This is a genomic window from Falsiroseomonas algicola (assembly GCF_011040385.1).
Classification (GTDB): Bacteria; Pseudomonadota; Alphaproteobacteria; order Acetobacterales; family Acetobacteraceae; genus Falsiroseomonas; species Falsiroseomonas algicola.
This window is the reverse complement of the sequence record NZ_JAAIKB010000002.1, coordinates 339,677-354,830: the sequence shown is the minus strand read 5'-3', so window position 1 is coordinate 354,830 and position 15,154 is coordinate 339,677. Positions and strand designations below refer to the sequence as shown.

Annotated in this window: 14 protein-coding genes; 3 read left to right on the top strand and 11 right to left on the bottom strand. The window is 68.9% G+C overall.

The window, feature by feature from the left end:
• Positions 1–28: 28 nt before the first annotated feature.
• From xylA to G3576_RS06965, 7 genes are read right to left on the bottom strand one after another with little or no spacing between them, the layout of a single operon-like run.
• Complete coding sequence (xylA, locus tag G3576_RS06995; protein WP_164693631.1) at positions 29–1,342, bottom strand: xylose isomerase; 1,314 nt, start codon at positions 1,340–1,342, stop codon at positions 29–31.
• Positions 1,339–2,820 carry a xylulokinase gene (gene xylB / locus G3576_RS06990; protein WP_164693630.1) on the bottom strand — a complete coding sequence of 494 codons (1,482 nt, stop codon included), beginning with the start codon at positions 2,818–2,820 and terminating at the stop codon, positions 1,339–1,341. The genes xylA and xylB overlap by 4 nt, the downstream gene beginning before the upstream one ends.
• A complete protein-coding gene (locus G3576_RS06985; protein WP_164693629.1) occupies positions 2,820–4,001 on the bottom strand; it encodes a Gfo/Idh/MocA family protein in 1,182 nt (393 codons plus the stop codon). Before G3576_RS06985 ends, xylB begins: the two co-directional genes overlap by 1 nt.
• A gap of 1 nt (position 4,002) precedes the next feature.
• Positions 4,003–5,058: a sugar phosphate isomerase/epimerase family protein gene (locus G3576_RS06980; RefSeq protein ID WP_164693628.1), complete on the bottom strand. Its 1,056-nt coding sequence runs from the start codon at positions 5,056–5,058 to the stop codon at positions 4,003–4,005.
• A 32-nt stretch (positions 5,059–5,090) separates the two neighbouring features.
• Positions 5,091–5,912: a carbohydrate ABC transporter permease gene (locus G3576_RS06975; protein ID WP_164693627.1), complete on the bottom strand. Its 822-nt coding sequence runs from the start codon at positions 5,910–5,912 to the stop codon at positions 5,091–5,093.
• Entirely contained in the window at positions 5,912–6,850 is a 939-nt protein-coding gene (locus G3576_RS31550; protein WP_207622697.1) for a carbohydrate ABC transporter permease, read from the bottom strand. The genes G3576_RS06975 and G3576_RS31550 overlap by 1 nt, the downstream gene beginning before the upstream one ends.
• 15 nt (positions 6,851–6,865) lie before the next feature.
• Complete coding sequence (locus G3576_RS06965; RefSeq protein ID WP_164693626.1) at positions 6,866–8,122, bottom strand: ABC transporter substrate-binding protein; 1,257 nt, start codon at positions 8,120–8,122, stop codon at positions 6,866–6,868.
• 205 nt (positions 8,123–8,327) lie between these two features.
• Between G3576_RS06965 and G3576_RS06960 the strand changes: the two genes are divergently transcribed.
• The 3 genes from G3576_RS06960 to G3576_RS06950 are packed head-to-tail and all read left to right on the top strand — an operon-like array spanning position 8,328 to position 11,314.
• Positions 8,328–9,530 carry an ROK family transcriptional regulator gene (locus tag G3576_RS06960; protein ID WP_164693625.1) on the top strand — a complete coding sequence of 401 codons (1,203 nt, stop codon included), beginning with the start codon at positions 8,328–8,330 and terminating at the stop codon, positions 9,528–9,530.
• 22 nt (positions 9,531–9,552) lie between these two features.
• Positions 9,553–10,650: a Gfo/Idh/MocA family protein gene (locus G3576_RS06955; protein ID WP_164693624.1), complete on the top strand. Its 1,098-nt coding sequence runs from the start codon at positions 9,553–9,555 to the stop codon at positions 10,648–10,650.
• A 16-nt stretch (positions 10,651–10,666) separates the two neighbouring features.
• The gene (locus tag G3576_RS06950) at positions 10,667–11,314 is read left to right on the top strand and encodes a ThuA domain-containing protein (protein ID WP_164693623.1); all 648 of its coding nucleotides are present in this window, start codon (positions 10,667–10,669) and stop codon (positions 11,312–11,314) included.
• A gap of 12 nt (positions 11,315–11,326) precedes the next feature.
• Here the strand turns inward: G3576_RS06950 and G3576_RS06945 are convergent, their stop codons facing one another.
• From G3576_RS06945 to G3576_RS06930, 4 genes are read right to left on the bottom strand one after another with little or no spacing between them, the layout of a single operon-like run.
• Entirely contained in the window at positions 11,327–12,319 is a 993-nt protein-coding gene (locus G3576_RS06945) for an ABC transporter ATP-binding protein (RefSeq protein WP_164693622.1), read from the bottom strand.
• Positions 12,316–13,338: an ABC transporter ATP-binding protein gene (locus G3576_RS06940; RefSeq protein ID WP_164693621.1), complete on the bottom strand. Its 1,023-nt coding sequence runs from the start codon at positions 13,336–13,338 to the stop codon at positions 12,316–12,318. The genes G3576_RS06945 and G3576_RS06940 overlap by 4 nt, the downstream gene beginning before the upstream one ends.
• Positions 13,335–14,216 (bottom strand): ABC transporter permease, encoded by an 882-nt coding sequence (locus G3576_RS06935; protein ID WP_164693620.1) that lies wholly within the window; start codon positions 14,214–14,216, stop codon positions 13,335–13,337. The genes G3576_RS06940 and G3576_RS06935 overlap by 4 nt, the downstream gene beginning before the upstream one ends.
• Positions 14,213–15,151: an ABC transporter permease gene (locus G3576_RS06930; RefSeq protein ID WP_164693619.1), complete on the bottom strand. Its 939-nt coding sequence runs from the start codon at positions 15,149–15,151 to the stop codon at positions 14,213–14,215. Before G3576_RS06930 ends, G3576_RS06935 begins: the two co-directional genes overlap by 4 nt.
• Positions 15,152–15,154 lie beyond the last annotated feature (3 nt).

The following is a 15,154-nucleotide window of genomic DNA, read 5'->3' as shown; positions in this document are numbered from 1 at the left end:
CACGCCCCCTCTGGCGCGGAGGATGCCCTCAGGCGAAGCGCGCGGCCAGGTTCTCCAGCGCTTCCTGGCGGCCGCTGCGGGGCATAGGGCCGGCGCCACCGGCTTCCGCATGCGCCGCCAGCGCATCGAGCCCCATGCGGCCTTCCAGGATCGCCCGCCCCGTCGCGCTGTCCCAGCCGGCATAGCGTTCGGCCCGCAGCCGGTCGAGCGTGCCGTCCTGCACGATGCGTTCCGCGATCAGCAGGGCGCGGGCGCAGCAATCCAGGCCGCCGGCATGGGCGTGCATCAGGTCCTCGGCATCGATGCTCTGGCGCCTGATCTTGGCGTCGAAGTTGATGCCGCCCGTGCCGAGGCCACCGGCGCGCACCACCTCCAGCATTGCCAGCGACAGATCCTGCGCGTTGTTCGGGAACTGGTCGGTGTCCCAGCCATTCTGCGGATCGCCACGGTTCATGTCGAGCGAGCCCAGGATGCCGAGCGCGCCGGCGGTCGCGATCTCATGCTCGAAGCTGTGGCCGGCAAGCGTCGCATGATTGGCCTCGATGTTCACCTTCACCTCCTTCGCGAGGCCGTGCCGGGCGAGGAAGCCATAGACCGTCGCGACATCGCGGTCGTACTGGTGCTTGGTGGGCTCCATGGGCTTGGGCTCGATCAGGATGGTGCCCTTGAAGCCGATCCGGTGCTTGTGCTCGACGACGAGGTTGAGGAAGCGTCCGAGCTGCGCATCCTCACGCGCCAGATCGGTGTTGAGCAGGGTGTCGTAGCCTTCGCGACCACCCCAGAGCACGTAGTTGGCGCCGCCCAGGCGGTGCGTCGCCTCCAGCACATGCTTCACCTGGCCGGCGGCGAAGGCGAAGACCTCCGGGTCCGGGTTGGTGGCGGCGCCGGCCATGTAGCGGGGATGGCTGAAGAGGTTGGCCGTGCCCCAGAGCAGCGCGATGCCGGTGCGGGCCATGTGGGTCTGCACCACCTCCAGCATCCGGTCGAGGTTGGCGTTGCTCTCCCGCAGCGTGGCCCCTTCCGGCGCCACGTCCCGGTCGTGGAAGCAGAAGAAGGGCAGGCCGAGGCGCTCCATGAAGGCGAAGGCCGCCCCGGCCTTCATGCGGGCGCCCTCCATTCCATCGGCGGCGCCGAACCAGGGGCGGTCCATGGTCGGCGCGCCGAAGGGATCGGCGCCGGTGCCGACGAAGGAATGCCAATAGGCGACGGAGGGGCGGAGCCAGTCCGCCATGGTGCGGCCCAGCACGACGCGGTTGGCGTCGTAGTGGCGCAGCGCGAAAGGCCCCGTGGCATCGGGCCCGGCGTAGCGGAGATGCGGCAGGTGGTCGAAGGCGGTGCTCATGTGGGCTGTTCCATGCGGGCGGTGTCAGCGAAAACGTCACGCAGTGCCGGGTAGAGGCGCCGGTGGGCTTCTCGCCGGGACAGCAGCGAGGCGGCCAGCGCGGGATCCGGCTCGTGGCAGGCGGCGACGGGCGGCTTCACGCAGGCCTCCGCCACGGTAGCGTCGCCGCAGGCGATGCGCGCCAGCCTTGCGGCACCGAGTGCGGGGCCGACCTCCGCGCCTGCCGTCGCCAGGATCGGCCGGCCGAGCGTGGCGGCGAGGATGCGGAGCCAGGCGGCGCTGCGCGCGCCGCCGCCGATCGCGGTCAGCGACGGGATGCGCGGTCCCGCGGCCTCCAGTGCCTCCACCCCATCGGCCAGCGCGAAGGCGACGCCTTCCAGCACCGCGCGGGTCAGGTCCGCACGGCTGGTGCTGCCATGCAGGCCGAAGAAGGTGCCGGTGGCGGCGGCGTCGTTGTGCGGCGTCCTCTCCCCGGAGAGGTAGGGCAGGAAGACGAGACGCCCTTCGGCGCGCAGCCCCTCCCCTTCCATCTCCGCCAGCAGCGCCGCTTCCGGCGTGGCCGTGGCCCGCGCCAGCCAGGCGAGGGAGGCGGCGGCGGAGAGGATGACCGACATGCGGTGCCAGGTATCTGGCAGGCAGTGGCAGAAGGCGTGCACGGCGCGTTCGGGGTCGGGCAGGAAACCCTTGTCGCTGACGAAGACGACGCCGGAGGTGCCGAGCGAGACGAAGGCATCGCCGGGCGCCACGCATCCGATGCCGGCCGCGCCGCCCGCATTGTCCCCGGCCCCGCCCGCCACCGGGATGCCTGCCGGGAGGCCGAGTTGCGCCGCGACATCGGCGCGCAGCCGGCCGGTGACCTCCGTGCCCTCCACCAGACGCGGCATGTGGGAAAGGTCGAGCCCCGTCGCCGCCAGCATCGCGGGCGACCAGCGCCTTGCCGCCACGTCGAGCCACAGCGTGCCGGCGGCGTCCGACATCTCCGACACCGCCTCCCCGGTCAGGCGCAGGCGCAACCAGTCCTTCGGCAGCAGCACGCGGCGGGTGCGGGCGAAGATGTCGGGCTCATGGTGCCGTACCCAGAGCAGCTTCGGCGCGGTGAAGCCCGGCATGGCGAGGTTGCCGGTGATGGCGCGGGACCGCGGCTCCGCCGCTTCCAGCGCGCGGCATTCGGCATGGCTGCGGCCGTCATTCCACAGAATGGCGGGGCGCAGCATCTGGTCGCCGGCGTCGAGCAGCACCGCGCCATGCATCTGCCCGGCGATGCCGATGCAGCGCAGGCCCGAAAGGTCATGCTGGCGTCCCAGCGCGGTAATGGCGGCGATGGTCGCGTCCCACCAGTCGCCAGGGTCCTGCTCGCTCCACAGCGGATGCGGGTTGGAGAGGCCGAGCGGCGCCGTCGCCTGGGCCAGCACCTCCCCCGCCGCGCCGGTCAGCACGGCCTTCACGCCGGAGGTGCCGAGATCGAGGCCGAGATGCATCAGGCGGGGATGTCCGTCCAGGCGGCGCCGCGCTGGCTGGACGCCACCGCGGCCGCGATGAAGCGCATGCCGCGAAGCCCCTCCGCGATGCCGGGCACCAGCAGGCTGGCGGGATCGGGCGCGCGCCCATCGATCCGCGCCGAGATCTGCTCCGCCAGGTCGCGATAGAGCTGCGCGAAACCCTCGAGGTATCCCTCGGGATGCCCGGCCGGGATGCGGCTGGCATGGCCGGCCACGGCGGAGGAGCCGGGGCCGGATCGGCTGATCAGGCGGGAGGGTTCCCCGAAGGGCGTATGGCGCAGCGTGTTCGGCTGTTCCTGATGCCACTCCAGCCCGCCCTTCTCCCCATAGACGCGGAGCTTGAGGCCGTTCTCGTTCCCCGGCGCGACCTGGGACGACCACAGCATGCCCCGCGCGCCGCCGGCGAAGCGCAGCATCATGTGGGCGTTGTCGTCCAGCCGCCGGCCGGGGACGAAGCGCGTCAATTCCGCCGCCAGGCTTTCGCAGCGAAGCCCGGTGACGAATTCCGCGAGGTTGAAGGCATGGGTGCCGATATCGCCGACGCAGCCCGCGGCACCGGAGCGTTCGGGATCGGTGCGCCAAGCCGCCTGCTTCTGGCCCGTCTCCTCCAGCCGCGTCGTCAGCCAGTCCTGCGGGTATTCCACCTGCACGACGCGCAGCGCGCCGAGGTCACCTTGCGCCACCATCTCCCGCGCCTGCCGCACCAGGGGATATCCCGTGTAGTTGTGCGTCAGGCCGAAGATGACGTCGGTGCGCGCCAGCATCGCCGCCAGCGCCTCCGCATCCTCCAGCCGATGCGTCAGCGGCTTGTCGCAGATCACATGGATGCCGCGCCGCGCGAAGGCCTGCACGGGCCCGGCATGCCGGTGGTTCGGCGTGACGATCGCGACCACGTCGATGCCATCGGGCCGCGCGGCCTCGGCCTCCGCCATCGCCTCGAAATCCGCATAGGCACGGTCTGGCGCGATGTGCAGGTCGGCGGCGCTGGCGCGGGCGCGATCGGGGTCGGAGGACAAGGCGCCCGCCACCAGTTCGTACCGGTCGTCCAGCCGGGCGGCGATGCGGTGCACGGCGCCGATGAAGGCTCCCTGCCCGCCGCCGACCATGCCGAGCCGCAGCCGCCGTCCCGCCGCGCCGTCCCTGCCTGCCTCGATCACCATCTCAGCCGATCCCCAGCAGCTTGCGGTTGGTCGCCATGTCCACGCCGCTGGCGGCGAAATCATCGAAGGCGCGAGACGCCACCTGGATGATGTGGTTGGCGATGAAGGGCCCGCCTTCCGCGGCGCCCTGTTCGCTGTCCTTGATGCAGCATTCCCATTCCAGCACCGCCCAGCCGTCATAGCCGTATTGCGAGAGCTTGGAGAAGATCGCCGCGAAATCCACCTGCCCGTCACCCAGCGACCGGAAGCGGCCCGCCCGCTTCACCCAGGGCTGGAAGCCGCCATAGACGCCCTGCCGCCCGGTCGGGTTGAACTCCGCGTCCTTCGCGTGGAAGGCGCGGATGCGCTGATGGTAGATGTCGATGTAGTCGAGGTAGTCGAGCTGCTGCAGCACGAAGTGGCTGGGGTCATAGAGGATGTTGCAGCGCGGGTGGTTGCCGACGCGCTCCAGGAACATCTCGAAGCTCGCGCCATCATGCAGATCCTCGCCGGGATGGATCTCATAGCAGACATCGACGCCCGCTTCGTCGAAAGCATCGAGGATGGGGCGCCAGCGCGCGGCGAGTTCGTCGAAGGCGGTCTCCACGAGACCGGCGGGACGCTGCGGCCATGGATAGATGAAGGGCCAGGCGAGCGCGCCGGAGAAGGTGGCATGCGCCGTCAGGCCGAGGTTGCGCGAAGCCCGCGCCGCCAGCTTCATCTGCTCCACCGCCCAGGCCTGGCGCGCCTGCGGCTTGCCCCGCACCTCCGGCGCCGCGAAGCCATCGAAGGCGAGGTCATAGGCGGGATGCACGGCGACGAGCTGGCCCTGCAGATGCGTCGACAATTCGGTGAGCGCGAGGCCGTGCTCGCCGAGGATGCCCAGCACCTCCTCGCAATAGCCGCGGCTCTCCGCGGCCTTGGCGAGGTCGAAGAGGCGCCAGTCCCAGGAGGGGATCTGCACGCCCTTGTAGCCATGGCCGGCGGCCCAGCGCGCCATGCCGGCCAGGCTGTTGTAGGGGTCGGCGTCACCCGCGAACTGGGCGAGGAAGATGGCAGGGCCCCTGATGGTCCGCATATCGTTGTTTCCTCCGGTCTCTTGGTCGGGCATCAGCCCTTCACGGCACCGCTCGTGAGCCCGGCGACGATCTGCTTCTGCGCGACAAGGAAGAAGACCACGGCGGGGACGAGCGTCAAGGTGATGAAGGCCAGGATCATCGGCCAGTCGGTGGAGTATTCGCCGGCGAAATCCATGATGGTGAGCGTCCAGGGATAGGAGCGGGACGAGTTCAGCAGCGTCAGCGGCAGCAGGTAGCTGTTCCAGCTATGCACGAGGGAGAAGACGGCGACTGTCGCCAGGATGGGCCGCGACAGCGGCAGCACCACATGCCACAGGAAGCGCGCATAGCCGCAGCCATCGATGGTGGCGGCATCCCACAGCGCTTCCGGCAGTTGCCGGAAGAAGCCCCAGAGCAGCAGGATCGCCATGCCGAGGCCGAAGGCGGTCTGCGGCAGGATGACGCCCCAATAGGTATCGAGCAGGCCGAGATTTCTCACGCGGATGAAGAGCGGCAGGATCGCTGTCGCGGCCGGGAAGAGCAGACCCATCAGGAAGTAGGAGAAGAGCAGTTTCTTGCCGAGGAAGTGGATCTGCGCGAAGGCGAAGGCCGCCATGGTGGAGACGATGAGCGTCAGCACCACGGTCCCCAGCGCCAGCAGCACCGAATTGCCGAGCGAGAGCCAGAGACGCTGGCTGAACAGCGAGGAGAGGTAATTGTCGGGGAACCAGGATTCCGGCAGGCCGAAGGGGTTCACCCGCAACTCGCCCATGGTCTTGAAGCCGCCGATCGCGACGGTCACAAGCGGCACCAGCACGAAGCCCGCGACCAGCAGCAGCGAGAGATGGCGCAGCAGCAATGATTCATCGCGCATCAGTCACGCTCCCGCAGCACGAAACGCCGGTAGATCAGGGTGAAGCCGACGCAGGCCAGGAAGAGCACCACGCCGACAGCGCTGCCGAAGCCGATATTCATGCGCGTGATGCCGAAGGTGTACTGGAAGCTGACCACGGTATGCGTGGCGTTGGAGGGCCCGCCGCCCGTCAGCGGCATCACCACGTCGAAGAGCTGCAAGGAGCCCACGACCGAGAAGAAGATGGAGATGCGGATCGCCGGCCACAGCATGGGCAGGATGACGTAGCGGAAGGACTGCCAGCGTGACGCGCCGTCGATCGCCGCGGCTTCCTTCAACTCCCGCGGGATGTCTTGCAGCCCCGCGACATAGATCATCATGTGGAAGCCGAAATACTTCCAGACCACGACGGCAAGGATCGTGTAGATCGCCATGTCGGGATCGGCGAGAAGGAAGGGCGGCTCGAAGCCCAGGGCGCGCGCGGCGGCGGCAATCAGCCCGACATTGCCATCAAAGATGAAGCGCCAGATCAGGCCGGCCGCGACCTCCCCCAGCACATAGGGCAGGAAGAAGATGGTGCGGAAGATCGTGCTGCCGCGCCCGCCGCGCGCCACCAGCATCGCCAGCCACAGCGCCAGCGGCAATTGCAGTAGCAGGGAGACGGCGACCACCATCATCGTGTTGGTGGCGGCGGAGGCGAAGACGGCGTTGCTGAACAGCAATTCGTAGTTCCGCCAGCCCACCCAGTTCGTCGGCGTGCCGTAGCCGTTCCAGCGGTAGAAGCTGTACCAGGCGGCTTCCACCACCGGCAGCACGACGAACAACGTGAACAGAAGCGTGGCGGGCAGCAGGAAGCCGCCCGCCGTCGCGGTACGGGACAGCGCCGCCCGCCGCCGGCCGCGCCGGCGCTCGGCGGTGCCGAGTGCGACGCCGGCCGGCAGGGTGCTCGCGCCGCTCACGGTCCCGCCTCCTCCTTACCGCTCCAGTTCCCAGGCATCCTGGATCAGCCGCCCGACCTGGCGCGGCGTGATGCGGCCCACGGCCAGGTCGGCGGAGGTGTCGTTGGCCACGCGGCCGACCGACGGGCCAAGCATCTGGTCGTAGAAGTTCTGCACATAGGCGGCGCGGGAGAGGTAGCCCGCGATCTCCCGCAGCATGCGGTTCTGCAGCGCCTCGCCGGCGCCTCGGGAAGCCGGGATGAAGAAGCCGCGTTCCGCCGCTTCACGCTGGACGGCGGGGCTGGTGTAGAAGCGCAGGAAGTCCACCGCCTCCGGCGGCGCGCCGCGCGTCACCAGGAAGCCGTTCACGCCGCCGACGACGTCGTTGCTGGCCGCGCGGCCACCCGGCACCTCCGGGAATGGCAACCAGCCGAAATCGGCATCCGGCACGCCCTGCTGGTTCGCGCTCTGCGTACGCTGCGTGTTGACGAACCAGTTGCCCATGACCTGGAGCGCCACGCGGCCATCACCGAACTGCCCGGCCGCCTGCGGCGCGGTATCGCCGAGGAAGCCGCGCTGGAAGGGCTGAAGATCGATCAGCTGCTTGAAGAGCTCGCTGGCCCGCAGGAAGTCGGGGCCGTTGAAGCCCTGGCCGGTGCGGGCCAACGCAGCCTCGAAGGCCTGGCGGCCGCCGACGCGCAGCGACAGGCTGGCCCAGATCATGTTCAGCGGCCATTTGTCGGACCCGCCGGCGCTGAAGGGCTGGATGCCCGCGGCGCGGAGCTTGCGCACCGCTTCCAGCATCCCGTCCCAGGTCCGCAGGCTCTCAGGCTCCACGCCCGCCTGGGCGAGCAGGCGGCGGTTGTAGAACAGCGCCACCATCGTCTGGTGCGACGGCGCGCCATAGACGCGGCCGCGATAGCTCAGCGCCTCCACGGCGCCCTGGTTCAAGCTGTCCGCCCAGGGGCCGCGGATGCGGTCCGTGATGTCCTGCAGCAGGCCCGCTTCCACCTGCGCGAACATCACGCCGCCGCCCCAGGTGTAGATCAGATGCGGCCGGTCGTTGGATTGCAGGGACGTCGTGAGCTTCGCCTTGTAGGGCTCGCCCGACATCACCTCGATATTGAAGCGGACATTCGGGTTGGCTTCCTGGTAGCGTCGCGCCACGTCGCGCTGCCAGACGGTGGTCTCGGGCGTGCTTTCCGAGATGAACCATCGGATGGTGGTCTGGGCGAAGGCGGGAAGCGAGGAGACCATCAGCGCCGTGCATAGGACGGCTGAGCGCAGCCACATACGCATCGTTTCCTCCATCGCGCCGTTCCGGCGCTTGGTTATTTCGGGCTCCTTAGAAAGATGACGACCGGCCAGCGGCCACGTCAACCATGATCTGCAATACTGCGGCTCCGACGTTCATTATTTTCGCCCGCCTGATTAAACACCTTGACCGGCGCCGCAGCCCCACCCGATCCTCCCCGCCTTGGGAGAACACGACGTCCGCATGAAAACGGCCGATCCGGAGCTCATGCGGGCGATCAACCGCTACCACGTGATCGACACCATCCGGCGCGATGGCCCGATCGCGCGGGTGGAAATCGCCGCCCGCACCGACCTCAGCCCCGCCTCCGTCTCCGCCATCACGGCGCAGCTGATGGAGGAAGGGCTGATCGACATCCATCATGTCGCCCCCGGCGGCGATGCCGTGCGCGGGCGCCCGCGGGTCCTGCTCGGTCTCAACCCCGCTGCCTACACCGTCGTCGGCGTGAAGCTCACGGCCTTCCGCATCGGCATCGCCGTCACCGACGCGCGCGGCGGCAGTCTGAGCAGCCTGGTGCTGCCCATCCGCGTCGCGCGGCAATCGCCGGAGGTGGTGGCCGACCTGGTGGAGGATGGCGTGCGGCGTTGCGTGGCGGATGCCGGGCTGGCGATGGACCGCATCAGCGGCGTCGGCGTGGGCCTGCCCGGCGTGATCGACGGCATCGACGGTGTCTCCCACTGGAGCCCCGTGCTGGGCGGCACGCCCGCGCCCTTCGCCGCGGCGGTTTCCCGCCGCCTCGGCGTGCCCGTGCTGCTGGAGAATGACGCGAACCTCGTGGCCGTCGCGGAACACTGGTTCGGCCTGGGGCGGGACCAGACGGCCTTTGCCGTCGTCACCGTGGAGAACACGATCGGCCTTGGTCTGATCGTCGATGGCAAGCTCTATCGCGGCGCGCATGGGATCGGGCCGGCGCTGGGCCATACCAGGCTGGTGCCGGGCGGGCTGCCCTGCCGCTGCGGCCTGCGCGGCTGCCTGGATGCCTATGCCTCCGACTGGGGCCTGCTGCGCATGGCGGAGGAGGCCGGGCTGCTGCCGCAGGGAGACGATGCGCCCGACCGGATCGAGGGCCTGGTCCAGCGTGCGCTGGCGGGCGAGGTGGCCGCGGCCGCGCTGTTCCGCGGCGCCGGCCAGGCGATCGGCATCGCCGTCAGCAACCTGGTGAACCTGCTCAACCCGCCGCGCGTCATCCTGACAGGTGAGGGTCTGCGCGCCGGCCCGCTGCTGCGCGAGCCGCTGCTGGAAGCGGTGGCGGAGAACATGCTGCCGACGCTGAAGGACGGGACGGAGATCCTGTTCCACAGCTGGGGCGACGAGATGTGGGCGCGCGGTGCCGCCACCATCATGCTTCGCCGAATCTACGAAGCCCCGTGGAACGCCACGACATGATGGGGCATGGAGGAAACGAGCCATGAAACCGGTGACCGTCGGCCTGATCGGCTGCGGCAACATCAGCGCCGCCTATCTGCGCACCGCGCCAATGTTTCCCGAACTCGCCATCACCTGCTGCGCCGACATGAACGCGGAGCAGGCGCAGCGCCGCGCGACGGAGTTCAACCTGCGCGCCACCACGGTGGAGGCGCTGCTGGCCGATCCCGCGATCGAGGTGGTGCTGAACCTCACCACGCCCCAGGCGCATGTGCCCGTCGGCCTCGCTGCCATCCGCGCGGGCAAGCATGTGCACACCGAGAAGCCGCTCGCGACCTCCACGGCGGAGGGCCGAACGCTGCTGGAGGAAGCGGCCAAGGCGGGGCTGCGCGTCGGCAGCGCGCCGGACACCTTCCTTGGCGGCGCGCACCAGACCGCGCGCAAGCTGATCGATGACGGCGCGATCGGCACGCCACTTTCGGGCACCGCCTTCATGCTCAACCACGGGCATGAGCATTGGCATCCCGACCCCGCCTTCTACTACGCGCCGGGCGGCGGGCCGATGTTCGACATGGGGCCCTACTACCTGACCAACCTCATCAACCTGCTTGGCCCCGTTGCCCACGTCATCGGCGCCACCACCAGCGGCTTCGCGGAGCGCATGGTCGGCAGCGGGCCGAAGACCGGCGAGGTGATCAAGGTCGAGACGCCGACCCATGTCACCGGGCTGCTGCACTTCGTGAACGGCGCTGTGATCGCGGTGACCACCAGCTTCGATGTCTGGCAGCATCGCCATGGCAACATGGAGATCTACGGGACGGAGGGCACGATCGTCGTGCCTGATCCCAACCGCTTCGGCGGCACGGTCGCGCTCGCTAAGCGACGCGAACCCTGGGCAGATATGCCACTCTCCCACGGCTTTGCCGACGGCAATTTCCGCATCCTCGGCCTGGCCGACATGGCGCGCGCCATCCGTTCCGGCCGCCCGCATCGCTGCAATGGCGATGTCGCCTACCACGTGCTGGAGATCATGGAGGCTTTCGGCCGTTCCAGCGACGAAGGCCGCACCATCCCGATCGAAAGCCGCTGCGAGCGGCCCGCGCCCCTGCCCGCGCGCAGCGTGCTCGGCGATCTCGACTGAACCGGAGGAAACATCCATGACCAAGCAGGCCCTGATCGTCTGGGGCGGCTGGCCCGGCCACCAGCCCAAGGAATGCGCGGACATCGTGGCCGCGATGCTGAAGGAGGACGGCTTCGACGTGGTGCTAGAGAACACCACGGAAGCCTATACCGACCCCGCGCTCGGCGACTTCAACCTCATCGTCCCGATGGTGACCATGTCCACCATCGAGAAGGAGGAGGTGGAGGGCCTGTCGAATGCGGTGCGCGCCGGCACGGGGCTCGCGGGCTTCCACGGCCAGATGGCCGACAGCTTCCGCAACGAGGTGCGCTACCAGTTCATGGTCGGCGGCCAATGGGTCGCGCATCCCGGCAACATCATAGACTACACTGTGCAGATCACGAAGCCCGATGATCCGATCATGCAGGGGATCAGCGATTTCCCCTACCGGTCGGAGCAGTACTACATGCATGTCGATCCGAACAACGAGGTGCTAGCGACGACGACCTTCAGCGGCGAACACGCCGACTGGATCGCGGGCCATGTCATGCCCGTCGTGTGGAAGCGCCGCCACGGCAAGGGCCGCGTCTTCTACTCCTCCCTCGGCCATGTCGCGGCGGAGCTGGAAGTGCCGTCGATGCGCACCATCCTCCGCCGCGGCATGAACTGGGCCGCGCGGGACTGACGTGATGCCGCGTCAGGAGGGCACCGGGATCGGGTGATCCGTCGCGAAGTGGCAGGCGGCCTGGTGGCCGCCGCCGACTGGGCGCAACTCCGGCGCTTCCATCCGGCAGCGTGCCTGCGCGATCGGGCAGCGCGTGTGGAAGGCGCAGCCGCTCGGTGCGTTGCTCGGGCTTGGCACGTCGCCCGTCAGGATGATCTGGCGCTTCGGAATATCGGGGTCGGGGTTCGGCGCCGCGGAGAGCAGCGCCTGGGTGTAGGGGTGGTGGGGCGCGGCATAGACCCGCGCCTTGGGGCCGATCTCCACGATGCGGCCGAGATACATCACCGCGACCCGCGTCGCGATGTGCCGCACCACCGCCAGGTCATGCGCGATGAACAGGTAGGTGAGGCCGCGGCTTTCCTGCAGATCCTGCATCAGGTTGATCACCTGCGCCTGCACGGAGACATCGAGCGCCGAGACCGGTTCATCCGCCACGATGAAGGAGGGCCCGGCCGCGATGGCGCGCGCGATGCCGATGCGCTGCCGCTGCCCGCCGGAGAACTGCCGGGGGTAGCGGTCCATCACCGACGATGGCAGGCCGACCTGGTGGAGCAAATCCGCCACCATCTCCCGCCTCGCCTTCCGCGATGGCGCCAGGCCGAAGGAATCGATTGGCTCCGCCACGATGTCGGCCACGCTGCGCCGCGGGCTGAGCGATCCGAAGGGGTCCTGGAACACCATCTGCATCCGGCGCCGCATCTCGCGCAACGGACGCGTGCCGAGATGGACAAGGTCCACCCCCTCGAACATCACCTGGCCTCCACTGGCCGGGATGAGTTGCAGGATCAGCCGCCCGAGCGTGGACTTGCCGCAGCCGGACTCGCCAACCAGCGCCAGCGTTTCCCCGGGCTCGACATCGAAGGATATGCCGTCGACGGCGCGAACGCCGGCCGACGGACGCCCGAACCCGGCCTGCGCATTGAACACCTTGCGAAGGTCGCGGACGGAGAGCAGCGGTCCGGTCATGGCGTCACCGCCTGGGCCATCGGCGCCTGTGCCATCGGGCCTGCCAGCCAGCAGGCGGCCTGGTGGCCACCGCCGAGTTGCATCATGGGCGGCCGGTCCGTGGCGCAGCGCAGGAGCCGTTCCGCGCAGCGCGTGTGGAAGGCGCAGCCGGCGCGTAGCGGGCCAGGTGGAGGGACATTGCCGGGGATCTGGTGCAGGCGCCGCCGCTCCTCATCCAACCGCGGGATGGATTGCAGCAGGGCGCGCGTATAGGGATGGGACGGGTTGCGGAAGATCGCCCGGACCGGGCCGCTCTCCACCACCCGTCCCGCATACATCACGACCACACGCTGGCAGGATTCCGCGACCACGCCGAGATCATGGGTGATCAGCAGGATGGCCGTGCCGAATTCGGTCTTGAGGTCCCGCAGCAGCGCCAGCACCTGCGCCTGGATGGTGACATCGAGCGCCGTGGTCGGCTCATCCGCGATCAGCAGGCGCGGGTTGCAGGCCAGCGCCATGGCGATCATCACGCGCTGGCGCATGCCGCCTGAGAACTGGTGCGGATAGGCATCGATGCGCCGTGAGGGATCGGGGATGCCGACCAGGCGCAGCAGGTCCAGCACGCGCGCACGGCGCGAAGCGGCATCCAGCTTCTGATGCAGCAGGATCGCCTCCGCCACCTGGTCGCCGATGCGCTGCACCGGGTTCAGGCTGCTCATCGGTTCCTGGAAGATCATTGCGATGTCGCGGCCACGGATATCCGGCAGCTGGTCGCGCGGCAGGGTCGTGAGGTCGACGCCATCCAGCAGCACGCGCCCGCCAGCCAGGTGGCTCGGCGGCTCCGGCACCAGGCGGAGGATGGACAGGGCGGTGATGGATTTGCCCGAGCCTGACTCGCCGACCAGGCCCACGGTCTCTCCCGCCTCGATGTCGAAGCTCACCTCATCCACCACGCGCAGCCGCGCGGCGGGGCCGCCGAACTCGACGCTCAGCCTATCCACCCGCAGCAGCGGGCGATCCTCCACCGCGGCGGTCATGGGGAGGTCTCCGGGTCCAGCACATCGCGGATCGTGTCGCCCAGCAGATTGAAGGCGAGCACGACGCTGGTGATGGCGAGGCCCGCGCCGATCACGGGCCAGGGCGATCCGAACAAATTGTTCAGCCCGTCGCGGATGATGTTGCCCCAGCTCGGCTGCGGCGCCTGTGTGCCGAGGCCGAGGAAGCTCAGCGAGGCTTCGAGCCGGATGGCAGAGGCGGTCCAGAGCGTCATCAGCACCACGATCGGGGCGGCGATATTCGGGATGATGTGGCGCATGATGATGCGGAGCTGCGTGACGCCGGAGGCGACGGCCGCTTCCACATAGGGCTCCGCCCGCACCGCCATGGTCTGCGCCCGGGCCACCCGCGCGAAATTCGGTACGAAGGCGGCGGCCAGCACGATGACGATGTTCCAGAAGCCGCCACCGAGGGCGGCCGCGATGATGATGGCCAGCAGCAGTTCCGGGAAGGAGATGAGCAGGTCCACGAGGCGGGAGATGACGCGATCGATGATCCCACCGAAGAAGCCCGCCACCACGCCCAGCGTCGTGCCGATGATGGCCGCGACCAGCGGCGCGAGCACGCCGATGATCAGCGAATTGCGGGACCCGTAGATCATGCGGGACAGTACGTCGCGGCCGAACTGGTCGGTGCCCAGCCAATGCTCCCAGGAGGGCGACTGGTTGATCTTGATGTAGCTCTGCGCCAGCGGATCATAGGGCGCGATCAGGGGCGCGGCGGTTGCGATCGCCACGAAGACGAGAATCAGGCAGACCGCAGCGATGGTGCTCGGCCTGTTGAGGATGACCATCCGCACGATGGCCAGGCGGGAGGGCTCCGGCGCCAGCAGGTCAAGGCGTTCGGTCACGGCGCTCATGCCTGCACCCTCAGCCTCGGATCGACGGCGATGTAGAGCAGATCGATCAGCAGGTTCACGAAGACGACGAGAAGCGCGAAGACGATGATGCCGCCCTGGATGACGGCGTAGTCGCGTTCGCTGATGGCGCCGATCAGCAGCGTGCCGATGCCGGGTCGGTTGAACACGAGTTCCACCGCCACGGATCCCGACAGCGTCGCCAGCAGGCTGATGCCGAGGCCCGTGGTCAGCGGCAGCAGCGCGTTGCGCAGCGCATGGCGGTAGATGACGCGGCCTTCCCGCGCGCCCTTGGCGCGGGCGGTGCGGACATAGTCCTTGCCGAAGACCTCCAGCAGGGAGGTGCGCGTCAGCTTGCCGATGAAGGCCGCCTTCAGGAAGGCGAGCGTGATGGCGGGCAGCAGCACATGGTACATGCGATCCCAGAAACCCTCTCCGCCACCGCTGATCGGGAACAGGCCGAGGTTGAGCGAGAAGGTGATAAGCAGCAGGGCGCCGAGATAGAAGTCAGGCACCGCATATCCCACGAGGGAGAACAGCCGCACGCCGGAATCCGGCAGCCGGTTGCGCCGCGTGGCGGCGAGCACGCCGAGCGGCACGCCGATGGTCACGCCGATGAAGGTGGCGACGATCGTCAGCTCGATGGTGAAGGGCAGCGCATGGGCCAGCATCTCCAGCACCGGGCGGCTGTGCAGCAGCGACCGCCCGAGGTCGAAGGTCAGCACGCCGCCAAGGAAATCGAGATATTGCCGCCACAGGGGCTGGTTCAGCCCGAACTGCTCGCGGAAGGCGGCCAGCTGTTCGGGCAACGCATTGTCGCCCAGCGCCGCCAGCGCCGGATCGCCCGGCAGGATGCGCATCGCGGCAAAGACGAGGGTCAGCACCAGCAGGACCGTCGGCACCGCATCGAACAGGCGTCGAAGGAGGAAGTGGCCCATGCT